Source organism: Azorhizophilus paspali, from assembly GCF_043587585.2.
Classification (GTDB): Bacteria; Pseudomonadota; Gammaproteobacteria; order Pseudomonadales; family Pseudomonadaceae; genus Azotobacter; species Azotobacter paspali.
Genome location: NZ_CP171449.1, coordinates 4,328,988 through 4,351,246, shown reverse-complemented (window position 1 = coordinate 4,351,246; position 22,259 = coordinate 4,328,988). Strand labels below are relative to the sequence as shown.

Annotated in this window: 21 protein-coding genes and 2 pseudogenes; 8 read left to right on the top strand and 15 right to left on the bottom strand. The window is 63.2% G+C overall.

The window, feature by feature from the left end:
• Positions 1-90 precede the first annotated feature (90 nt).
• The 4 genes from ACGI6K_RS21230 to hmpA form a co-directional block, all read right to left on the bottom strand.
• A complete protein-coding gene (locus ACGI6K_RS21230; protein ID WP_435576103.1) occupies positions 91-930 on the bottom strand; it encodes an IS5 family transposase in 840 nt (279 codons plus the stop codon).
• A gap of 8 nt (positions 931-938) precedes the next feature.
• Entirely contained in the window at positions 939-1,253 is a 315-nt protein-coding gene (locus ACGI6K_RS21225; RefSeq protein WP_376948302.1) for a hypothetical protein, read from the bottom strand.
• 117 nt (positions 1,254-1,370) lie between these two features.
• Complete coding sequence (locus ACGI6K_RS21220; protein ID WP_435576102.1) at positions 1,371-2,459, bottom strand: CBS domain-containing protein; 1,089 nt, start codon at positions 2,457-2,459, stop codon at positions 1,371-1,373.
• A gap of 221 nt (positions 2,460-2,680) precedes the next feature.
• On the bottom strand, positions 2,681-3,862 hold the full coding sequence (hmpA, locus tag ACGI6K_RS21215) for an NO-inducible flavohemoprotein (RefSeq protein WP_376948306.1): 1,182 nt from the start codon (positions 3,860-3,862) through the stop codon (positions 2,681-2,683).
• Positions 3,863-4,031: 169 nt separating this feature from the next.
• On the opposite strand from hmpA, the gene norR reads away from it, so the two are divergent.
• On the top strand, positions 4,032-5,576 hold the full coding sequence (gene norR, locus ACGI6K_RS21210; RefSeq protein WP_376948308.1) for a nitric oxide reductase transcriptional regulator NorR: 1,545 nt from the start codon (positions 4,032-4,034) through the stop codon (positions 5,574-5,576).
• A 302-nt stretch (positions 5,577-5,878) separates the two neighbouring features.
• Here norR and ACGI6K_RS21205 read toward each other — a convergent pair whose 3' ends face one another.
• Positions 5,879-6,352 carry an AAA family ATPase gene (locus tag ACGI6K_RS21205; RefSeq protein ID WP_376948310.1) on the bottom strand — a complete coding sequence of 158 codons (474 nt, stop codon included), beginning with the start codon at positions 6,350-6,352 and terminating at the stop codon, positions 5,879-5,881.
• A gap of 520 nt (positions 6,353-6,872) precedes the next feature.
• Positions 6,873-7,178, bottom strand: coding sequence for a hypothetical protein (locus tag ACGI6K_RS21200; RefSeq protein ID WP_376948312.1), 306 nt, complete (start codon positions 7,176-7,178; stop codon positions 6,873-6,875).
• Positions 7,179-7,320: 142 nt separating this feature from the next.
• Here ACGI6K_RS21200 and ACGI6K_RS21195 point away from each other — a divergent pair.
• Positions 7,321-7,557: pseudogene (locus tag ACGI6K_RS21195) on the top strand (IS110 family transposase); the annotation flags it as partial.
• 611 nt (positions 7,558-8,168) lie between these two features.
• Here the strand turns inward: ACGI6K_RS21195 and ACGI6K_RS21190 are convergent.
• On the bottom strand, positions 8,169-8,975 hold the full coding sequence (locus tag ACGI6K_RS21190) for a S1 family peptidase (protein ID WP_376948314.1): 807 nt from the start codon (positions 8,973-8,975) through the stop codon (positions 8,169-8,171).
• 157 nt (positions 8,976-9,132) lie between these two features.
• On the opposite strand from ACGI6K_RS21190, the pseudogene ACGI6K_RS21185 reads away from it, so the two are divergent.
• Positions 9,133-10,097 (top strand): annotated as a pseudogene (locus tag ACGI6K_RS21185) (integron integrase).
• A 294-nt stretch (positions 10,098-10,391) separates the two neighbouring features.
• Here the strand turns inward: ACGI6K_RS21185 and grxD are convergent.
• From grxD to nifL, 8 genes are all read right to left on the bottom strand, one after another.
• A complete protein-coding gene (gene grxD / locus ACGI6K_RS21180) occupies positions 10,392-10,712 on the bottom strand; it encodes a Grx4 family monothiol glutaredoxin (protein WP_376948371.1) in 321 nt (106 codons plus the stop codon).
• Positions 10,713-10,730: 18 nt separating this feature from the next.
• Positions 10,731-11,093: a rhodanese-like domain-containing protein gene (locus ACGI6K_RS21175; RefSeq protein ID WP_376948316.1), complete on the bottom strand. Its 363-nt coding sequence runs from the start codon at positions 11,091-11,093 to the stop codon at positions 10,731-10,733.
• A complete protein-coding gene (locus ACGI6K_RS21170; protein ID WP_376948318.1) occupies positions 11,090-11,677 on the bottom strand; it encodes a nitrogen fixation protein NifQ in 588 nt (195 codons plus the stop codon). The genes ACGI6K_RS21175 and ACGI6K_RS21170 overlap by 4 nt, the downstream gene beginning before the upstream one ends.
• The gene (locus tag ACGI6K_RS21165; protein WP_376948320.1) at positions 11,677-12,120 is read right to left on the bottom strand and encodes an ArsC/Spx/MgsR family protein; all 444 of its coding nucleotides are present in this window, start codon (positions 12,118-12,120) and stop codon (positions 11,677-11,679) included. The genes ACGI6K_RS21170 and ACGI6K_RS21165 overlap by 1 nt, the downstream gene beginning before the upstream one ends.
• Before the next feature lie 11 nt (positions 12,121-12,131).
• Positions 12,132-12,410, bottom strand: coding sequence for a 4Fe-4S binding protein (locus ACGI6K_RS21160; protein WP_376948322.1), 279 nt, complete (start codon positions 12,408-12,410; stop codon positions 12,132-12,134).
• A gap of 41 nt (positions 12,411-12,451) precedes the next feature.
• Positions 12,452-13,963: a nitrogenase cofactor biosynthesis protein NifB gene (nifB, locus tag ACGI6K_RS21155; protein WP_376948324.1), complete on the bottom strand. Its 1,512-nt coding sequence runs from the start codon at positions 13,961-13,963 to the stop codon at positions 12,452-12,454.
• Positions 13,964-14,247: 284 nt separating this feature from the next.
• Positions 14,248-15,816 (bottom strand): nif-specific transcriptional activator NifA, encoded by a 1,569-nt coding sequence (gene nifA / locus ACGI6K_RS21150; RefSeq protein WP_376948327.1) that lies wholly within the window; start codon positions 15,814-15,816, stop codon positions 14,248-14,250.
• A gap of 19 nt (positions 15,817-15,835) precedes the next feature.
• Positions 15,836-17,395 (bottom strand): nitrogen fixation negative regulator NifL, encoded by a 1,560-nt coding sequence (gene nifL, locus ACGI6K_RS21145; protein ID WP_376948329.1) that lies wholly within the window; start codon positions 17,393-17,395, stop codon positions 15,836-15,838.
• Positions 17,396-17,819: 424 nt separating this feature from the next.
• Between nifL and rsxA the strand changes: the two genes are divergently transcribed.
• From rsxA to rsxG, 5 genes are read left to right on the top strand one after another with little or no spacing between them, the layout of a single operon-like run.
• On the top strand, positions 17,820-18,392 hold the full coding sequence (gene rsxA, locus ACGI6K_RS21140) for an electron transport complex subunit RsxA (protein ID WP_376948331.1): 573 nt from the start codon (positions 17,820-17,822) through the stop codon (positions 18,390-18,392).
• 49 nt (positions 18,393-18,441) lie between these two features.
• Entirely contained in the window at positions 18,442-18,966 is a 525-nt protein-coding gene (locus ACGI6K_RS21135; RefSeq protein WP_376948333.1) for an RnfABCDGE type electron transport complex subunit B, read from the top strand.
• 20 nt (positions 18,967-18,986) lie between these two features.
• Entirely contained in the window at positions 18,987-20,477 is a 1,491-nt protein-coding gene (rsxC, locus tag ACGI6K_RS21130) for an electron transport complex subunit RsxC (protein WP_376948335.1), read from the top strand.
• Complete coding sequence (locus ACGI6K_RS21125; RefSeq protein ID WP_376948337.1) at positions 20,474-21,574, top strand: RnfABCDGE type electron transport complex subunit D; 1,101 nt, start codon at positions 20,474-20,476, stop codon at positions 21,572-21,574. The genes rsxC and ACGI6K_RS21125 overlap by 4 nt, the downstream gene beginning before the upstream one ends.
• Positions 21,571-22,251, top strand: a complete 681-nt coding sequence (gene rsxG / locus ACGI6K_RS21120) for an electron transport complex subunit RsxG (protein WP_376948339.1) — start codon at positions 21,571-21,573, stop codon at positions 22,249-22,251. The genes ACGI6K_RS21125 and rsxG overlap by 4 nt, the downstream gene beginning before the upstream one ends.
• Positions 22,252-22,259: the final 8 nt, after the last annotated feature.

Genomic DNA, 22,259 nt, shown 5'->3' with positions numbered 1-22,259 from the left:
CCGCGGGTGGGCGATGCCAGTCGCCCACCGTGTGCCTTTCTTTTCTTCCGGGTTCGCCCGTCGCGGCTCGCGTCGGAGCTGCCGCGGGTCCTAGGTTCTGTACGAAAAGTACTGCCGTAGGCACGGCAGCGTGATCATGGCGGCAAAACTTCTTGCCAGCTTGTCATAGCGAGTGCCGATCCTACAGCTCTCCTTCAGCCAGCCGAACATCCGCTCGATGATGTTCCGTTGCCGGTATTTGGGCGGTCGAACAGCCGGGGCAGTCCCGACTTGGGCTTGTGCTTCATGGTGCGCAGCGGAATCACAGGCTGCATCCGGTAGCGGTCGCAGTGTTGGCGTAGATGCTCGGCATCGTAGCCCTTGTCTGCCACTAACCAACGACAGCGCTTGCGAGGACGGCCTTGTTTGCCGGGGATGCGAACCTAATCCAGGAGTGCCTGAGCATTCGAGATGTCGCTGGCCTGCCCTGGCGACAGCAAAAAGCGCAAAGGCATACCGTTGGCATCGCAGACCCTGTGGATCTTGGTGGTCAGGCCACCTTGGCTGTGCCTCAATGCATGATCTACCGGCTCTTCTGGCCCCTTTTTTCCCGGCGCCAGAAGAGGTTCGGGTTGCTCGTACTGCCGTGGAATCGATCATCCAGGTATCCAGATCGATCAGGCCTTCCTGATTCAGGCGAATGTGCAAACGCTCAAGTATCGGGTCGAACGTGTCATCGTCCCGCCAGTCACGAAAGCGCTGATACACCGTCGAGCATGGGCCGAATCGCTTTGGCAGGTCGCGCCAAGCTGCGCCTGAGCACAGGATCCAGAAGATGCCGTTAAGCATCAATCGGTCATCACTGCGAGGTCGCCCCATTTTCTGTTCGGGAAAAACCAGATCTGCGATCAGTTCCCAAGCGGCATCAGGGAGTTCATAACGCCTTGCCATGCGGGTCTTCAGCCTGTCATGGCACCGAGTCTACCTGCTCGGATTTTTCGTACAGAACCTAATATTTCCCGGCCCGCTGTCTGGGCGGCCGCCCGTTTCTTCCTGTAGACCGTCGAGCCAAGGTAGCGATGGATATCGATGCTGCCCGCACCTTCCTGGAAATCGTGCGCGGCGGCCGCCTCGCCGCTGCCGCCGATGAAGGTGCCGGCGAGCACCAGCAGGGTGAGGGTGTCGACGCGGGCCTTGGCGACTCCCATGTCTTCGCTCCGCTGGGCGATCTGCGCCGGCTGGCAACTGTCGCCGAGAAAGGGTTGTCGAGTCATGGAAAGAGTCCGCTGCGCCGACCGGGCGTCGGCAGAGGGGGCACTCTAGAGGGGGAGGGCTCGGCCCTGTCCAGCGCGCCCCGGCAGCGTTCTCGGAGTGGCGACGCGCGGCGCCCCTCAGGCCAGCAACTGTTTTAGCCAGAGCCGGTACAGCGCGGCGATCAGGTCGGTCTGGGTGACCAGGCCGACCAGGCGCGCATCGTCGTTCACCACCGGCAGGCAGTGCAGGCCCTGCTCGGAGAGCGGCAAGGCCAGCTCGGCCAAATGGCTGTCCCGGTGCGCCACGACTGTCGGCGCGCCCATCACCGAGCCGATGCCGGAGCGAGCGGGGCGCCCGAAGGCCGGCCAGGCGAAGCCGAGGCGGGAGCGTTCGAGCAGGTCGCTACGCTCGACGATGCCGAGCAGGCGACGAGAGGCGCCGTCGATCACCGGCAACTGCTGCAGGCGGTGGTCGCGCAAAAGCTTCCAGGCGTCTTCGAAGGAGGTGTCCGGGGTGGCCCAGCGCAGGTCGCGGGACATGATGTCGGCCGCGACGACCTGGCCCAGGCTGTGGCGGAAGCCGTTTTGCTCCAGCAGACGGATCAGTCGTTCCAGATTCTCGCGGGTGATGTCGAGGTATTCGCCGAAGTCTTCCAGGGCCGCGTCGAGGGTCGCGCGGCGCGGCGCGGCTCGAAGCGGATCGCGGGTCTGATGGGGATTTTCCCGAAGTGGCTCGTCGCGAGGCGGGCGGGTCAGGCGGTTGAAGCCGTGCGCCAGGCCGAGCAGCATCAGCGAGTTGAAAGCGACCGGCAGCAGCACGGCCGGTTGAAGATGACCGCCAAGGCCAGGGCGTAGCTCGGCGGATGCAGGCAGCGCAGGCCGAACATGCCGGTCAGCGCCAAGGCGGCGCCCAGCCCGGCGGCCGGGACCGGGGCCAATCCGCTCAAGCCCCGCAGGATGCCGATCGATGCGCTCAGCAGGTTGCCGGCGAGTATCGGCCAGACGGGCGAAGGGGCTGGAAGAAGCGGCGAGCAGCAGCACCGAACTGGCGGCGATCGGCGGCGCCAAGTACAGCACGAGGTCGGCGTCGAACAGCCAGAGATCGCCAGCGAGGGTCGCTGCCACGACCAGGCAGATGCCGGTCGCGCTGCGCAGCCATTCCCGGGGAGCGGCGAGCGGCAGCGCGGGAAGCAGGGTTTTCAGCCGGGAGAGGGTCTTGTCGGGCATGCGGCGGCGCGTGTCGGGGTTGGAGGACGGTATCGCTGGCGGCAGACCGGGGCGTGCCAACGATCGTTTACAACGAGGAGGAATATCGATGACACGCCTTGGCGACGCAGCCGCATAAATTTGCTGGTTCGCGGTAATTTCCTTGCTGCAAGACCGGCGATTCCCTTCGCCGACGCAGGGTCCGGGCCGTTCTTTCGGCGCGGCCCGGTGGGCAGGGGAAATTACGCTTCCAGCGCCTGTGCCGGGCCGAAGAACTCGTAGTGGCACTGTTCCTGCGGTACGCCAAGTTCGCGCAACTGGCGCTTCACTTGAGCCATGAAGGACTTCGGGCCGAGGAAATAGGCGTCCAGATCGCGTTCCGCCGGCAGCCAGGCGGCCAGGCGCTGTGCGTCGAGCCGGCCACTGGCGTCGGCGCGGTCCCCGGCGCGCGGCGTGCTGTAGCAGAAGAACGCCTTGAGCTGCGGATGCCGTCCGGCCAGTGCCTCGACTTGCTGGCGGAAGGCCTGTACGCCCGCGTGCCGCGCGCAGTGGATGAAGCGGATCGGCCGGCCGCCGGGCAGCGCCGCCTCCAGCATGGCCAGTAGCGGGGTGACGCCGACGCCGGCGCCGATCAGCACCAGCGGCTTGTCCGAATCGTTCAGGACGAACTCACCGGCCGGCGGGAAAAGTTCCAGGCGGTCGCCTTCGCGGACCCGTTCGTGCAGGTGGCGGGAGACCCGGCCGGTAGCGTGGAGCTTGACGCTGATGCGGTATTCCTCGCTGTTCGGCGCCGCCGACAGCGAGTAGTTGCGGCGCACCTCCTCGCCGTCGAGCACCAGGCGCAGGCCGATGTACTGGCCGGGCCGGAAGGCCGGCAGCGCGCCGCCGTCTTCCGGGCGCAGGTGAAAGGAAACGATTTCCTCGCTTTCCACCACCCGGCGCGCCACGCGGAACGCCCGCGCGCTGCGCCAGCCGCCCGGTGCCGCGGCGCCGGCGGCATAGGCGGCTTCCTCGGCGCCGATCAGCAGCCCGGCGAGCATCCCGTAGGCCGCGCCCCAGGCGTCGAGCACCGCATCGGTGGCGGTTTCCGCGCCGAGCACCTCGCGGATGGCGCGCAGCAGGCAGGCGCCGACGATCGGGTAGTGCTCCGGCAGCACCTGCAGGGACACGTGCTTGTTGACGATCTGCGCCACCAGCGGGCCGAGCGCCTCCAGGCGGTCGATGTGCCGGGCGTACATCAGCACCGCGTTGGCCAGCGCCCGCGGCTGCTCACCACTGGCCTGGTGAGCCTGGTTGAACAGCGGGCGCACTTCCGGGTGTTCGGTGAGCATGGTCCGGTAGAAGTGGCTGGTCAGCGCCTCGCCACCGGTTTCCAGCAGCGGGATTGTGGCCTTGACGATGGCGCGTTGTTGCTCGGTCAGCATGGGTGACTCCTGTGGCGTGCAATGGGCGCGGCCGTTCGGTCGCGAAAGATGGGTAATCTTGTTCAGGTTTCGTGCCAGGCACGCAGGCCCCGGAAATCGCTGGCCGGTTGCCTGTTGCAGTCGTTTCGACTATGGTAATTAGTTGTCAATAAGACAGCTCGTTATCCGAATGACTACAGCCCCGCTGCTCGACGCTTTCCTCCCACTGGTCGCCGACCTGACCCGCGAATTGCCCGAGGCCGAACGCTACCGGCGCCTGCTCGGCGCCCTGCGCCGGCTGCTGCCGGCCGACGCCGCGGCGCTGCTGCGCCTGGACGGCGACACCTTGGTGCCGCTGGCGGTGGACGGGCTGAGCGCGGACACCCTGGGCCGGCGCTTCCGTCTCGACGAGCAGCCGCGCCTGCGAGCGCTGCTGGCGCACCGAGGCGCCACCCGCTTCGCCAGCGACTGCAGCCTGCCGGACCCCTACGATGGCCTCGTGGAGGGGCTGTCCAACCAACTGCAGGTCCACGACTGCCTCGGCTGCCCGCTGTACCTGGACGAACGCCCCTGGGGTTTGCTGACCCTCGACGCCCTGGACCCGGCGCGCTTCGATGGCGTCGACCTGGCCAGTCTGGAGGCTTTCGCCAGCCTGGCCGCCGCCACCGTGCAGGTCGGCGAGCGGATCAGCGCGCTGACCCGCCGCGCCGAGCGCGACGAGCGACTGATGCAGGCCTACCGCGAAGCCGTCGATCGCCAGGGCAGCCACGAACTGATCGGCCAGAGCCGCGCCCACCGGCGCCTGCTCGAGGAAATCGCGGTGGTCGCCGGCAGCGACCTGAGCGTGCTGGTCAGCGGCGAGACCGGGGTCGGCAAGGAACTGGTGGCGCAGGCTATCCATGCCGCTTCGGCGCGCGCCCACAAGCCGCTGATCAGCCTGAACTGCGCGGCGCTGCCCGATACCCTGGTGGAGAGCGAGCTGTTCGGCCATGTGCGCGGCGCCTTTTCTGGGGCGGTGAGCGAGCGCAGCGGCAAGTTCGAACTGGCCGACGGCGGCACGCTGTTCCTCGACGAGGTCGGCGAACTGCCGCTGGCGGTGCAGGCCAAGCTGCTGCGGGTATTGCAGAGCGGCCAGTTGCAGCGGGTTGGCTCCGACCGCGAGCACCGGGTGGATGTACGGGTGATCGCCGCCACCAACCGCGACCTGGCCGGCGAGGTGCGTGCCGGACGCTTTCGCGCCGACCTCTACCACCGCCTCAGCGTCTATCCGCTGCCGGTGCCGCCGCTGCGCGAGCGTGGCCGCGACGTGCTGTTGCTGGCCGGCTTCTTTCTCGAGGAGAACCGCGCCCGGCTCGGCCTGCGCGGACTGCGCCTGAGCGCCGAAGCCCAGGCGGCGCTGCTCGCCTACGACTGGCCGGGCAACGTGCGCGAACTGGAACACCTGATCGGCCGCGCCGCGCTGCGCGCCATGGCCGGCGGCGGGCCGCGGCGGATTCTCAGCATAAGCCCGGAACTGCTGGATCTGCCGGGCACGGCGGATGGCGAAGCGCCTGCGGCCGCCACCGCCTTGGCTGCAGCGAGCGGCGATCTGCGTCAGGCGGTGGAACGCTTCCAGCGCGAACGCATCCTCGCCGCCCTCGAAGCCCATGGCCACAACTGGGCCGCCGCCGCCCGCGCGCTTGGCCTGGACCGCGCCAACCTGCATCGGCTGGCGCGGCGGTTGGGGTTGCGGTAAGGGGACTGTCGGGTTGCGTGGCTAGCGTTCGATTTCAGCGAGTAGGGTGGGTAACTCGCGTAGCGATTACCCACCGGATACGGTGGTAGACAAGGCTACGCCGTTGTCTACCCTACTTGCTTTTTCGCCTGTTTTTGCCTTGCGCTGACTGCCTCGCTCGCCTACGTTTTTAGAGGTGCCCTTCAGCGGCGGTATGCCGTGACAAGTCGGGGGAGCATGGACGCCCCGGTAATCAATCGAAACGACCGGCCGGGGTTGCCGAACACCCCGGAAAACAGTGCCCCGAACCCGCGCAGGGCAGATCAGGAGTCGGCCTCGACGGAATATACTTCGATCACCCGCTCGAATCCCTCGGCTCGGGTAGGTGGCTCAATGGCCGCGTAGACATTTCTCACCGCCTGTTCGGGCACAAGCTCGTCCGCTGCTCTTGCAGCATTTCGAGCTAGGCAGACCTCCAACGGCGTCCTGAACCAAACCGCGATGGTTTTCAATCGTTTCGATTCGGCGGCGGCAAGGATAGGTATACGTTCCCTATATTTGATAAGAAGCGCATCGAAAATAATGACTTTTGCACGGTCGCTATCGAGTCGGGCAGCCCATGTACTTTTACCGGAACCTTGTGCGCCGACAAGCACATAAACCTCGGTATCTGGGTCGGCATGAGCCAGTGCTTGATGAAAGGCTCTGTACGAGCATTTCCATGCTTCATTGTTTCGTTCGTATGTGAATAGTCGGCCATTAGCGGTTTCAAGGAAATGATCGGGATTTATATGCATGGCTGAAAGTCTGGCAGTAGGTAACGGTAATCCTGACGAGTAGAGTGTTAACTTAACTCGCGTAGCGTACCCACCGGGAGCAGTGGTAGACAAGGCCATGCCATTGTCTACCCTACTTGCTGGCTATAGCTGCTTGCGCATGCGGATAAGACAGAAGGACTGCTGCGATCTTTTTCATACGGCTCCCACGTGGTGGTTGGTGCAGACCTAACGCCGCAGTTCAGCGGCGGTGCGCCGTGATGCCCCTAATACCGTCCGTTGCAACTGCTTGTTAGGCCTCGACACTACGGCGCCTCTTGTATGCAGAGATTCTTGGCATAGAAACCTCCATCGATGTACTTGGCAAGCCAGGGCCGACTCACCTGGCCCGTAGACGAATAAGGGGTCTTGTTCTCTGAGAAGTCGACAGCCAGCAGGAGTTCCACCAGTTGAGCTCCGGTAACTCTTGGATTTAACTCCAAGACCGCGTAGATCTTTCCGTAGACGCTCATCGGGTTGCGTGGCCTCTTGGGGCCTACCACTAAGCGCACATTCTCTTTAAGAAATTCGCCGGTAACGCATTACCGTCGCTCGCGTACTTTCGAAGCTCGACACCGCTTTCCAGGGCTGATGGCGAATATGCCTGCTCGTTTGCGAGAACTCCAGTGTCGTCCTTTAACAGCCCAAACTCAGAGATAAGTTCCTGCTCGCGATGCCACGGACTTGAGGTAAAGAAGCCGTCTATGTACCGCACGATCTCGTCGCCCCGCGAACGAATCTCTCGGATTATTGTTGCCTTCGCACTGCTGCTAGCCGAGTTCTCGGCTTCGCGCTCGTGGGCAAACATGCGATCTCCTTGTCCTATGCCGACATAGAACGGACGAACCGTTTCTGCGGCAGGCGGGTAGCGAGTAGGGTGGGTAACTCGCGTAGCGATTACCCACCGGATACGGTGGTAGACAAGGCTACGCCGTTGTCTACTCCACTTGCTGGGGTGGAGCAAGCGAGGCGACAGCTATCTGCGGATGTTGTTGATGCACGGGGCCCGCTCGATCCTCGCCAGAAGCCAGAAATCCGGGTGGCTTGAGCGCTTGCTGGCCAGGCGGCCTTACAACGTGGCGGTTGCCGCATTGGCCAATAAACTGGCCCGAACCCTGTGGGCCATGCTGGCCAAGGGCTCTCCGTACCGGGCGAAACGCTTTAGCGCATGTCCTGCGGAGCATTGAAAACACTAACCAACAGGCTTCACAAGGAGCGCAAGCGGTAAGCATGTGATGGCGGAACAGCTCAGACCGTGACGGGGTAAACCTGGTAAGGAATATGAGCCATGGGCGCTGCCCTCAGCTCGATTTTCAGATGAGGGCCTCGTCGGCTGATTCCATCAGGGCCAGCAGGTTTTTCGGCCTGCGCACATAGGCCGGATATAAGACTGCTCCTACCTGAATGCCAGCTGGCCTACCTCTTGAGTTCCGGGAGGCGTCCATATAAGGATTTCCTTAGGCATCCGCGGGTTACTTAGTTGCAGCCCATGATTACGCACCCAGCTTTCTGGAGTGCATACCAGGCGGCTCCAAGGAGCTTTCCCCATGCGTCCAATGAATTCCACCAAGCATCAAGGCGGCGGCATCCAGCACACTTATTGAAAGGTTCGGATGTTGGAGCGCTGTTGCCCTGCGAAACTGCGCCAGCGATAAGCCAGACCGTTACTACGGCTATTACTATAATTACAATCCACATGTGATTTTCCTTTCGACTTGGATTGATAATGCCTAACGTTTGGGTAAGGGGCGGGCTCTAGCCCGTCCCAGTGAGCGGAGCGAACGATTTGAACCATTTGTTATGCATTTTTCTTCATGATTTGATGAATTGCATTCATAGGGTGCAAAGATAAAGCTATTGTTGCCCCAGCAGGAACTTTAAGGTCTGGCGCGGATTTTTGACTGGCACTAGTAACTGCTCGCTGCGATATAACTCCGATAGCCTGACCATCTTCGTTAACCACTGGGCCACCACTGGCACCACTATTAACACCATTATCCAAATAGAATAGATCAACTTCTACGGTGATGTTCTGGCTCGAATCTTCTGCGATAATTTTTCTATGGTTGCCAACAGCAGCTCTTTTGATTAATGGCCCCATCATATCGGCCATGTAGCCCTTCTTCATTACGGAAAGAAAATCTTGTATTCCGGGGAAATCTTTTTTTGCAATTCTATCAATGTTAAATGGTAAAGAAAGATCATCAGAGAAGCCTGAAATAAATACTTGCTGCCCTAGGCTTGGCGAAATTATCCTTGCGGGCAAATAAGGAAATGCTTCGCCTTGCTTTTCTTTTGGTGCAAGTGCGGCAATATCAAATTGTATTATTTCAGTAAAGGCAGCGCATTGGATATTTAAGCTGCAAAAAGAAACTCTATATTCAAGCACAGGTCTTCCTGCGAACTTGATAAATATTTTTGCATTAGGATCTGAATAGTCTTTGTGTACTATTGGTACTCTTCCAGTTACCACGTGTGCTGCGGTAAGGACTTCGCCATCTGACGTAAATGCAAAACAAGTACCCTGGCTAATAACCTCGTCGTCAAGAACGACAGTGACATAGCCGCAGCATCTCTGAATGTTTTCGTAAATCTCTTTATGCATACAGATACTTGAGCCTTTGCATAACTACTATTCGACACCAAATAGTGTGAACAAACACACCATCTGGTGCATAACGTTCCCTTGCCGAAACCGGCGGAGCCCTTGTAGGCTGCGGCCTTCAGCAGGAGGCTGGTTTCCTTCGAGGGAGTTATACACCATGGATGGCAAGCCCAGGTTGTTGGACCGGCTGCGTGAGCAAATCCGTATTCGTCATTATTCGATCCGTACCGAGACAGCTTACGTCAAGTGGGTACGGGATTTCATTCGTTATCATCGACTGCGTCATCCGGCAGAGATGGGTGTAGCCGAGGTCGAGCGATTCCTGTCGCATCTCGCCATGGATTTGAATGTTTCGGCATCCACGCAGAGTCAGGCACTGGCTGCTCTGTTGTTTCTTTATAAGCATGTCCTGGCCAGCGATCTTCCCTGGCTGAACGATGTGGTTCGCGCCAAGCGGCCCGAACGCTTGCCGGTTGTCCTGTCCCGCGAGGAAACACAGAGGCTGCTGGCCTGTTTCGAGGGTGAACTGGCGTTGGTTACAGGGCTATTGTACGGCTCGGGTTTACGCCTTATGGAAGCGATGCGTCTGCGAGTGAAAGATGTGGATTTCGCGCGTGGCGAAGTTCTGGTCCGGGACGGCAAAGGTATGAAGGATCGCGTCACCTTGCTGCCGAACCGGTTGAGTCAATCGCTGGAACGACATCTCGCCTGTGTGAGGGCTTTGCACGAGCGCAATCTCGCCGAAGGTTTTGGCGAGGTTTACCTACGTTCGCCTTGGCACGCAAATATCCGAACGCTGCGAAGGAGTGGGGGTGGTAATATATTTTTCCGGCGCCAGGCCGTTCGATCGATCCCCGGACTGGCATCAAACGCCGCCATCACATGGACGAAAAGCGGGTGCAGCGAACTTTCAAGATCGCCGTGCGGCAGGCGGGAATTGTCAAGCCGGCCACGCCATATACATTGCGCCATTGTTTCGCTACCCATCTGCTGGAGAGCGGGCAGGATATCCGTACCGTACAGGAGTTGCTGGGCCATGCGGATGTGAAGACCACCACGATCTACACTCATGTGCTCAGCCGGGGCGTTCTAGGTGTGTTAAGTCCGTTGGACCGTTCTTGAACGTTTTCTTGTCGCCAGTTCGAGTGAGTCAATTTCACCCAGGCTGCTGCCCGGATCGCTTTATCCATTTATGGGAACAGGGTTCGCCGGGCCGTTAGGAGAGGTATTCTTGATAGCTCCATTCCTGTGTGGGAGCAGGACGGGCGACGCTTTGCGTCTCAGGGTGGGCCAGATCAAATGCTGTGATGGTAATTACTTGGTAAGTGGTGGTGGAGCTCTTTGCAGCCCAACTGCACGGATGCCGGAGCGTCTGAATGGGCGTTCCCACGCGGGAGCGTGGGAACGATCAAGGCGTTACGCTTGCGGGACGGCCTTTTCCAACAGTTCCTTCAGGCTGCCGTCGGCTTCCATTTCCAGGATGATGTCGCTGCCACCGATCAATTCGCCGTTGACGAACAACTGGGGAAAGGTGGGCCACTGGAAGAGCTTCGGCAGCTTCTCGCGGATATGCGGGGCGGTCAGCACGTTGACGTAGGCGAAGGGCTTGCCGACCTTGCTGAGGGCGCCGACGGCAGCGCGGGAAAAGCCGCATTCCGGCGCCGCGGGGGTGCCTTTCATATAGAGGATCACCGGGTTTTCGGCGATCTGCTTGCGAATGCGTGCTTCGGTATCCAGTACTTGCATGGTTCTCTCCTATCCCAGCAGGGTGGCGGCGTGCCGCGCACGGGCGGCATGTGTTCTGGCCACCTGTTGCGGCCTGGCCTTCCAAGCGGCGTAGCCACCCTCCAGGCTGTAGCAATTGATGAAGCCGAATTCGCTGAACAGACGCGCCATGTCCGGGCTGGTGGTGCCATCTTCGCAACAGAAAAGCAGGTGCACCTGCTTCGGCGTGACCTTCAGCAGGGTACGCAGGTTCAGGTCGTTGAGATGGATGGCGCGCGGATCGTGCCCCTGACAATAGGCGCGGGCATCACGGGTGTCCAGCAGCATGACGCTGTCTTGGCCGGCCAGCAGGGCCTCTGCCTGCTCGGCGGCGATGCGGGAGAATCGGGTCATATCTCTGCTCCAAAACAATCGTGATGAGACGGGCACTGCTCGCAACTGGGGGAGCGGCAGATGTAGCCGCCATCCTGTTCGCACAGTTGCTTGTAGAAAAACTTCTTCCAGCGCATGTTTTTCACGTTGCGCTCGGCGAGGCGGGGGAAATTATGCATCAGCAGGACCCTCAGCGTCTCGCGGCTCTCGAGTCCCAGATCGCGCCATAGGTGGTCGCCACCCAGGCAGGCAGCGGCGACGATGCTCGCCATCCAGATCTCTTCGGGGTCGCCGCCGCGGCGGCCGTCCAGCAACAGGACGCGCAGTTCCTCCCATTCGTCGCGGCGCATTTCCAGCAGGTCTTCGCGCAGCTCGCTGCATTCGTGGGCCAGCGAGCCCAGGCTGGCGCTGGTCTGGCCGGCCAGCTCGGGAAAATGGGTGCGGATCAGCTCGGCATAGCTCTGCTCGTCGAGGCCCAGATGGAACGGCAGGCAGCTCAGGCCGTCGCGCTGGGAGCGGACGATGCGCTCCAGCCAAAAGTGGTTGGCTCTATCATGACGCACGGCTTGGGTGGTGTCCCGCCGATGGGCCGCGGCGCTGCCCATCACTGGTTCCCCGCTGCCAGGCAGCCGATCGGGTTCTGCCCGACCGAGCGCTTTTCGAGGTCCTCGCCGGCGTCGGGCAGGTCGTTCTTGGCGGGCAGGTGGGTACACAGCTTGACCAGATCGAAGCCGGCCATGTACTGCGAGCCGTAGTGGATCAGCGGGCGGCGGATCAGGATTGGGTGAGCCAGCATCAGCTCGAGCGCCTGGCTAGCGCTCAGTTGGGTGGGGTCCAGTTCTCCGTACTTGATCGCCGGTGCCGAGCGGTTGAACCATTCGACCACCGGCCGATCGCCGAAGAAGGGGCGCAGGCGCTCGGGCGTCCAGGGTTCGCTGAGCAGGTTGCGGACCTCCAAGTGCAGACCGGCCGAACGCAACAACTGCTTCTGCAGGCGGTTGGTGGCACAGCCGGGCTTCTCGTAGAAGACGATGCTGGTGCTGTTCATGGCGGCTCTCCTTACCGGGCCTGGATTTCGCGCATGGCTTCGGCCAGACGCTCCGGGGGAATCCCGGTCAGCGAACCAGGCGGGTTTGCTGGCATGCCGTCGGCGAGCAGGATGGCGCCCTCGACCGGACAGATGCTCGCGCACTGCTTCTCCGCGTAGTCCCCGTCACACTCGGTGCACTTGCTCGCACTGATCTCGAAGTGCGGGCCGGTCAGGGAGATCGCCTCGCTCGGACAGACATCGACACATGCCCAACAATTGACACAGGATTCCACAATTTTCAGCGCCATCACGCACCTCCACGCAATCCTCGAATTGTTTCGCTGCCCGCTCAGGCCTTGGCCTGCAGCAGGGCTCCGTCATTCTCCAGTCGCCCCGACTCGATCATTTCCCGGTAGACCGCCATGACCGCTTCCTCGATGGGCTCCATGGCGTGCTCGCCATTGGGCTGGATGCCGGCGGTCTCCAGATCGCTCCAGGGCTCGAAACCGATCTTCGAGCAGAGCACCGCCTCGCATCCCTTCAGGGCACGGATGCTGCCGGCGAGTGCACTTTCCTTCTCGCCGCAGGTGTCGTTGCCGACGCAGTACTGGTCGACCCGGCGATGGCCGATGAAGCGCACTCCGGACGGCGAGGCTTCGTACACCAGGAACTCGGTGGCGTGCCCGAAGTGCTGGTTGATCAGACCGCCGCCGCTGGTGGCCACGGCCATCAGCACCGGACGGTGGCGACCGCTCGTGCCGTTCTGGACGGATGCAACGGACAGGCCAGCCAGCCGTTCCTTCTTCGCCGCCTTCTCGTCCAGCTCTTCCTTGATCGCCGCGTGGATGGCGGCGCGCTTGACCATCGCCGCCTCGTAATCGATTTCCATCGACTCGATCTTGTCCAGGGTGAACTCGTCGCCGCGGTCCTCGCCGAGCATGCCGACCGCATCGGCGCGGCACTGGCGGCAGTGGCGCATCATGTTCATGTCGCCGGCGCAGGCGTCCTGCAGGTCCTGCAGTTCTTCCGGCTCGGGGCTGCGCTGGCCCATCACGCCGTAGAAGGTGCCGTGCTCGGGCTCGGCGATCAGCGGCATGACGTTGTGCAGGAAGGCGCCCTTGGCCTTGACGATCTTGCTGACTTCCTTCAAGTGCTCGTCGTTGACGCCGGGGATCATCACCGAGTTGACCTTCACCAGGATGCCGCGCGCCACCAACATCTCCAGACCCTTCTGCTGCTGCTCGATGAGGATCTTGGCGGCCTTGACGCCGCGGATGCGCTTGTTGTTCCAGTAGATCCACGGATAGATCTTGGCGCCGATCTCCGGGTCCACGCAGTTGATGGTGATGGTGACGTGGTCGATGTTGTGCTTGGCCAGTTCCTCGACGCACTCCGGCAGGGCCAGGCCGTTGGTGGAAACGCACAGCTTGATGTCCGGGGCCTGCTCGCTGAGCATGCGGAAGGTGTCGAAGGTGCGCTTCGGGTTGGCCAGGGGGTCGCCGGGGCCGGCGATGCCGAGCACGCTCATCTGCGGGATGGCGGCGGCCACGGCCTTGACCTTCTTGACCGCCTGCTCGGGGGTCAGTACTTCGGACACCACGCCCGGACGCGACTCGTTGGCGCAGTCGTACTTGCGGTTGCAGTAATGGCACTGGATGTTGCAGGCAGGCGCCACCGCCACGTGCATGCGCGCGAAATAGTGGTGCGCCTCTTCCGAATAGCACGGATGGTTCTGCACCTTCGCGCGAATGTTTTCCGGCAGGTGGGAGAGCTGATCGTGCGTGCTGCCGCAGCTACTTGAGGAACAGCCGCCAGCGCTGTGCTGTCCCCCATTGTTTTGCCCAAGTACGCTCAGTTCCATGTTCTGTCTCCGGCTGAGAGAGTCTTTACCCCAAGAGCCGAGCAATACCCGTGCCGATTATTCAAGTAATTGTTTTTGAATGATTTATTTGAAAACCAGGGGCCGAATTTGTCGCGCAACGGACAAATCCGCACCGTCCTTCGCGCGCTTCTGTACGACAAGCGACAAGCAATGTGGCGGGAGTAGGAGGCGATGTCCGTCGTGGACGGACGCCCGTAGCGGACGAGGGGGCGGGGAGAGCGGAGAGGGGGGAGGAGCCGGCCATCCATTGCCGGAGGGTCCTGTCAAATCTTGCGCATGTGGATGTTGAGAGTCTGGATGCGGTAGGCGATCTGCCGCGGCGTCATGCCCAGCAGCCGTGCGGCCTTGGCCTGCACCCAGCCGGCCTGTTCGAGGGCGGCGATCACCCGTTCGCGGTCGTCCAGGGTCTCGTCGGCCAGGTTGACCTCGGGCAGCGGCGCGGCGAGCGGCGGGCTCTCGTTGTCGACCCCGGTCAGCGAGACCACGTCGCGGGTGATGGTGCCGTCCTCGCTCATGATCGCCGAGCGCTCCAGGCAGTTCTCCAGTTCGCGCACGTTGCCCGGCCAGCGGTGACTCATCAGCAGGCGGATGGCGCTGTCGGTGATGGTCAGCGGGCGGCCCTGCTGGCGGCCGATCTTGCTGAGCAAAAATTCCGCCAGCTCGGGAATGTCGGCGGTGCGTTCGCGCAGTGGCGGAATGCGGATGGCCATGACGTTCAGGCGGTAGTAGAGGTCCTCGCGGAACTTGCCCTTTTCCACCTCGCTTTCCAGGTCGCGGTTGGTGGCGGCGACGATGCGCACGTTGACCCGCACCGTCTGGTTGCCGCCGACCCGCTCGAACTCGCCCTCCTGCAGCACGCGCAGCAGCTTGGCCTGGAACATCGGCGAGATCTCGCCGATCTCGTCGAGGAACAGGGTGCCGCCGTCGGCCTGCTCGAAACGCCCCTTGCGCTGCTTCACCGCGCCGGTGAAGGCGCCCTTCTCATGGCCGAAGAGTTCGGATTCGAGCAGGGTTTCCGGCAGCGCGGCGCAGTTCAGGCGCACGAAGGAGCGGTGGGCGCGCGGCGAGTTGTAGTGGATGGCGCTGGCGATCAGCTCCTTGCCGGTGCCGGACTCGCCGAGGACCAGTACGGTGCTGTTCCACTTGGCGACTCGGCGGATCTGGTCGAACACCCGGCGCATGGTGGGGGTGTGGCCCACTACCATGTTCTCGAAGCCGTACTTGCCGCGCACCTCGCGACGCAGTTCGTCGCGCTCGTCGGCCGCGTCGCGGCCATCCTCGATGTTCACCACCAGGCGCACGGTCTGCGCCAGCAGATTGGCGACGATCTCCAGAAGGCGCGTGCGCGCGGGCATGTGTTCGTCGGCGCGGCAGTCCGGCTGGGCCGCCAGCACGCCGATGGTGTTGCCCTCGGGGTTCTTGATCGGCACGGCGATGAACGGCATTTCCAGGTCGTACAGCGCCAGGCGGTCGAGAAAGCGTGGGTCGGCGGAAATACGCCCGAGCACCACGCTGTTGCCGTGCTTGAGCACGTTGCCGATCACGCCTTCGCCGCTTCTGTAGCGCACGCCTTCGCAGGCCTGGGCCACCGCTTCCGAATCGGTGTGGATGGCGCCGATCTGCAGGGCGCCGTGTTCCGGATCGGAAATGGTCACCAGGCCATGCAGCAGGCCGAGATCATTGTGCAGTATGGCCAGGACCTGTTCGAGCAATTCGTCGATCTGTTGTTCGCGGCTGAGCGTGCGGGCGATGCCCGCCAAGGCCTGCAGTTGCAGGTCATAGAGTTCGACCGGGTTCTGTTTGGCCGAGCGCTGAGGGATGGTTGCATTCATGGGCATTCCCTGTCGCTGTTCAAGTGGAGGCCGAGAAGGGCAGCTCGACGACGATCCGGCAGCCTTCGCGATGGTCGGTGTCTACATGCACCATGCCGGCATGCTTGGCGACGATCTCCTGCACCACTGGTAGGCCCATGCCGCGCCCGACGCGGTGTGGCGGCTTGGTGCTGAAGAACGGCTCGAACACCTTCAGCACCAGGTCGGGCGGAATGCCCGGGCCGCTGTCGGTGATCTCCATGCGCACTAGGTGGTTCTCCACGCGGGTGCTGATGAACAGCTCGCGGCGGCTGACTTGGTTCTGGCTCATGGATTCGATGGCGTTGTCGACCAGGTGCTTGATCATGCTGCGCAGGCTGCTTTCCCCGCCCATCACCCAAGGCAGGCGCAGCGCTGGCTGCCAGTCGACGACGATGCCCTGGGCCAGCAACTGGTCGGTACACAGGGTGATCACCTCGCGGATCAACTGGTTGAGGTTGACCGGCATCTTGGACTCGGCCATGCGCACCGGAATGGAGCCACTGAGGTTCTCCAGTGCCTCCATTCCGGCCGTGCTGGCTTCGCGCATGGCGTTCAGCACCGGGTCGTTGCCGGCCTTGTCGCCGAGGCGCCGTTCGAGCATGCGCATCGCCGCGCTGATCAGGTTGACCGGGCCCTGCAGGCGATGGATGGCGGCGTTGAAGGTCTCGCGCATGCCTTCCACCAGCTCTTCCTCGGCCATCAGTGCCTTCAGCGCGTTGAGCCGCGAATCCTGCTGCTTCTGGCGCAGCTCGGAGATGTCGTTGATGGTCAGCAGCAGGTAGCGTTCCTCGGTGGGCGTGAAGAACACGTGGGCCTGTTCGTTCTCGATGTGGATGGCGCGGCCGTGGCAGGAAAGCCAGCGTGGCGAGCGGCCGCCCAGGTCGAAGGAGATCTCCTTGCCGGAGAAGGCGCTGCCCTGGTTCTCCAGTGTCTCGAAGGGGGCGGCGAGGTTTTCCCGCAGCAGCGCCACCAGGCTCTCGCTGCTGCCATCCTCGACCAGGTCGCGGGCCAGGCGGCAGAAGCTTGGGTTGGAGAGCATCACCCGGTGTTGGCGGTCGAGCACCACCATCGCCGCTGGGGCGGCGTTGACCACCGCCTCGATCATCAGGCGCTGGTTGTTGACGCGTTGTTCCAGTTCGTGCAATTCGCTGGTGTCGCGGTGCATGCCCAGGTAGTAGATGGTCTCGCCGGCCTCGTTGAGCACCGGCGCCACGGTCAGTTCGGCCAGGTACAGGGTTTTGTCCTTGCGGCGGTTGACCAGCACGCCGGACCAGGGCTTCTTCTGTGCCAGCCGGCCCCACAGGGCCTGGTAGACCAGGCGCGGCGTGGTGCCGTTGGAGAGGATCGATTCGTTCTTGCCGAGCACTTCCTCACTGCCGTAGCCGGTGATGGTACGGAAAGCGCGATTGGCGTAAAGAATGTTGGCCTTGAGGTCGGTGATGGAAATGGCGATGGGCGCATGCTCCACCGTCTGGCGAAAGATCTCGGGAAGCAGCTCGTCGCTCTCGGCGTGAGGCGCTTGCGGCTCGTTGCTCAGGGTCGGGTTGGCCGGGGTCATGCTGTGCCTCGTCTATCCAAGAAAATCGGCGAGCGCGGCTGCGTCCGCCGGAGGGGCGTGTTGGGCCTGGAAGAAGATTAGCAAATCTTGTGCCGCACCTTAATCGTCTGGGGGCGCCGAATTGCTCGGAAAACCTCGAAACATGGATTTTCGGGGTGGTGCCTTCTAGCTGTGCGAAAGCGCACAAGCCGGGCGGCAAGCTCTTTAACGAGCTGTCACAAACCTTACAAAACCGGGGCCGCCGGGTGGATAGGCGGCTGGCGTACCGAAGCTATTTGTTGATTCAGGTCAATTTTAGAGGGGCTCCCGCGATACGCCTGTGCAAATTTTGAGCGCTGGCATGCTTGATGCAGGACCTTCGGCATAAAGAGTGCGCACGACAAAGGCGCATCGACAAGGTTTAGCCGAGCAGGTGAGGTCGCTTATGGAATACGTTCTGTTTCTATTGGGCACCGTGTTGGTTCACAACGTGGTGCTGGTGGGCTTTCTTGGCCTGTGTCCGTTCATGGGCGTGTCGAGCAAGCTCGATCCTTCGATCGGCCTGGCCGTGGCCACCACCCTGGTCATGGGTCTCGGTGGCGCCAGCAGTTGGCTGCTCGAGCACTACGTGCTGCTGCCGCTGGGCATCGGTTTCATCCGCATCCTCGCCTATATCGTGGTCATCGCCGGCATGGTGCAGTTGATCGAGATGATCATCCGCAAAGGCAGCCCGTCGCTGTACCGCTCGCTGGGCATCTACCTACCGCTGATCACCACCAACTGCGCGGTGCTCGGCGTACCGCTGCTCAGCGTGCGCGAAGGCCACGACCTGACCATGGCCGTGCTGTTCGGCCTGGGCTCGGGCCTGGGCTTCTCGCTGATCATGATCATTTTCGCCGGTCTGCGCGAGCGTCTGGCCCTGGCCAATGTGCCGGCTGCCTTTTCCGGCCCGCCGATCGCCTTCGTCACCGCCGGCCTGCTGGCGCTGGCCTTCATGGGCTTCGGCGGCCTGATCTGATTCTGACACTGGACGGCCGGCACGACCGGCGACGAGAGGAGGACAAATTATGATAGAGGCAACTCTGGCTCTGACCCTGATGGGTGTGCTCCTGGGCTGCGGCCTCGGTCTGGCGGCACGCAAGTTCGCGGTGACCGACGAAAATCCCCTGATCAAGGAAGTCAGCGATCTGATGCCGGGCAGCCAGTGCGGACAGTGCGGCTTTCCCGGCTGCGGTGCCGCCGCCGTGGCGATCGTCGAAGGCAATGCTTCGGTCACTTGTTGCCCGCCCGGCGGCGTGGGTCTGGCCGAGAAGCTCGCCGCGATCCTCGGCGTGACCCTGGATGCCAGCCAGGTGGCCGCGCCCATGCTGGCGCGGGTGGAGGCCTCGCAGTGCATCGGCTGCACCCGCTGCTACCGTGTCTGCCCCACCGACGCCATCGTCGGTGCCAGCGGGCAGGTCCACGTGGTGCTGGAGGATGCCTGCACCGGTTGCGGCAAGTGCCGCGACGCTTGTCCGAAAGACTGCGTCCTTCTGATCCCGCAGGAGCAGACCCTGGACACCTGGCGTTGGGACAAGCCCGCTGCCGCCTGAGCCGATTACGGAGCCTTCGCATGTACTTCAATCTTTCCAGTATCCGTGGCGGCGTCCATCCGGCTGCCCACAAGGATCTCTCGGCCGCGCTGCCGATCGGCAGCTTGCCGCTGCCCCCGCGTCTCTATCTGCCGCTGCGCCAGCACGCCGGGGCCGAGGCCCTGCCGATGGTCTCGGTCGGTGACAAGGTGCTCAAGGGCCAGTTGCTGGCCTTCCCGCCGACGGAGGTTTCCGCGCCGGTGCACGCTCCCACTTCGGGACGCATCGTCGCCATCGGACCGGTCCCGGCGCCGCATCCGTCGGGTCTGACCACCACCGGGATCGTCCTGGAAAGCGACGGCGAGGACCGTTGGATCGACCTGGATGTATCCACCGATCCGTTCGCCGAGGACCCGCTGGTGCTCGCCGACCGCGTCGCCAAGGCCGGCATCGTCGGCCTCGGCGGGGCGATCTTCCCGGCGGCGGTCAAGCTCAAGCAGGGCACTCGCCACGAGATCAAGACCGTGCTGGTCAATGGCAGCGAGTGCGAGCCCTACCTGACCTGCGACGACCGTATCATGCGCGAGCGCGCCGAGGCCATCGTCGACGGCGCCCGGCTGATCCAGCACATCCTGCGTGCCTACAGCGTGGTCATCGCCATCGAGGACAACAAGCCCGAGGCCCTGGCCGCCATGCGCGCCGCCGCCGAGCACTTCGGCGCCATCGAGGTGATGGCGGTGCCGGCGCTCTATCCCATGGGTTCGGCCAAGCAACTGATCCAGGCGGTCACCGGCCGCGAGGTACCGGCCGGCGGTCGCAGCACCGACGTCGGCGTACTGGTGCACAACGCCGGTACCGTGTACGCCATCCAGCAGGCCCTGCGCTTCGGCCGGCCGCTGATCTCGCGGGTGGTCACGGTGTCCGGCGCCTGCGTGAAGACCCCGCAGAACCTCGATGTGCTGATCGGCACCCCGGTACAGGCGCTTATCGACGCCTGCGGCGGTCTGAGCGGCGATCCCCAGCAACTGCTGCTCGGCGGGCCGATGATGGGCGCGGTGCTGCCCTCCACCGAGGTGCCGGTGATCAAGGGTGCCACCGGCCTGCTGGCGCTGGCCCGGCACGAATTGCCGAACAAGGATCCGGCGCCCTGCATCCGCTGTGCGAGCTGCGTGGATGCCTGTCCGATGGGCCTGACCCCGCTGGACATGGCCCTGTACGCCCGCGTCGACGACTACGACGGCGCCAGCGAATACGGCCTGCGCGACTGCATCCTCTGCGGCTGCTGCTCCTATGTCTGTCCCTCGCATATTCCGCTGGTGCACTACTTCCAGTACGCCAAGGGTCAGCAGGACGAGCGCCGCAGCGCCGCCCGCAAGAGCGACTACATCAAGCGCCAAACCGAGGCCCGCGCCGCGCGTCTGGCCGAAGAAGAGGCCGCCAAGGCAGCCGCCAAGGCGGCCAAGGAGGCGGCCAAGGCCGCCAAGGCGGCGCAGACCAAGGCTGCCAAGCCGAGCAATGAGGTAGAGTCATGAGCACCATCAGCGTCGCGGCGGGGCCGTTCGCCCACGACCGCTCCTCGGTCAGCCGCATCATGCTGGACGTGTGTCTGGCACTCACTCCCGCTACCCTGTTCGGCCTGGTGATGTTCGGCTGGCCGGCGATCAACCTGTGGCTGGTCACCTGCGCCAGCGCCTTGGCCATCGAGGCTGCCTGCCTGCGCCTGCTGGGTCAGCCCATACGCCGTCTGCTCGATGGTTCGGCCCTGCTCACCGGCTGGCTGCTGGCGATCTCCCTGCCGCCGTGGGCGCCCTGGTGGATCGGCGTCGGCGGCAGCCTGTTCGCCATCGGCATCGGCAAGCAACTGTACGGTGGCATCGGCCAGAACCCCTTCAACCCGGCCATGCTGGCGCGCGTCGCCCTGCTGATCGCCTTCCCGCTGCAGATGACCACCTGGGCGCTGCCGAATCCGTTGTTCTCGTCTTCGGCTCCGGGCTTTTTCGACAGCCTGGCGATCACCTTCGCGGGTGCGCCGCTGGCCGATGGCATGACCGGCGCCACCGCACTGGGCAACCTGAAGACCGAGCTGACCCTCGACCGCACCGCCCAGGAGATTCTAAAAGGCGGCTTCAGCACGATCTCGGCGCTGTTCGGCAGTACGCCCGGCAGCCTCGGCGAAACCTCGGAACTGCTGTTGCTGATCGGCGGCGTGTGGCTGGTGCTGCGCCGCATAATCCACTGGGAAATCCCGGTCGCGATTCTGGCGAGCGTGTTCGTAATGGCGACCCTCGCGTATCTGATCAACCCGGATCGTTATGCCGGCGGGCTCTATCAACTGACCTCCGGCGGCCTAATACTGTGTGCCTTCTTCATCGCTACCGATCCGGTGACCTCGCCGATCAGCCGCGTCGGCCGGCTGATCTTCGGTGTGGGCTGCGGCGTGCTCATCTACGTGATCCGCACCTGGGGTAGCTTCCCCGAGGCGGCCGCCTTCGCGGTGCTCTTCATGAACGCGCTGACCCCGTTGATCGACCGTTATTGGCGGCCGCGCGCCTACGGCCGCAACGTCCGGGGCAAGCCGCTGGTCGCGGCCAAGTGGACCAGCCAGGTTAAAGAGGTGGACAAGGTATGAACGATACGACGGTGACTCCGGCCGAGGAAACCGCCGAGGCGGCCGCGGGCAAGCCCTCGCTCCTCGCGCGCCTGGAGAAGTGGCGGCCGATGGTGGCCTACCAGGGCCTATCGCTGGGCCTGGTCTGCGCCGTGGTGGCTCTGCTCCTGCTGACCGGCAACATCATGACCCATGGCGCCATCGCCGAGCAGCAGATGCAGGACCGGCTGGCCACGCTACGCGAGGTGCTGCCGCAGTCGCTATACGACAATAACCCGCTGGCCGATAGCTTCAAGGTGCAGGACGCCGAACTCGGCGAGGTCGAGGTGCTTCCAGCGCGCCTGCAGGGCAAGCTCACCGCGGTGGTCTTCCAGGGCCGCAACATCGGCTACGGCGGTCCCATCGAGCAGATGATGTCCGTCGACGCCCAGGGCAAGATCCTTGGCGTGCGAGTGCTGACCCACAAGGAAACCCCCGGCCTGGCCGACAAGATCGAGGCCTCGCGCAGTGACTGGATCAAGGTCTTCGACGGCCTGTCGCTGGACAACACCGCACTGGACAAGTGGAAGGTGAAGAAGGACGGCGGTCAGTTCGACCAGTTCGCCGGCGCCACCATCACCCCGCGCGCCGTGGTCAAGACCGTGCTGCAGGGCCTGCAGTTCCAGGCCCGGCACGCCGAGCAGCTGAAAGCCGAGTAAGAGGAGCA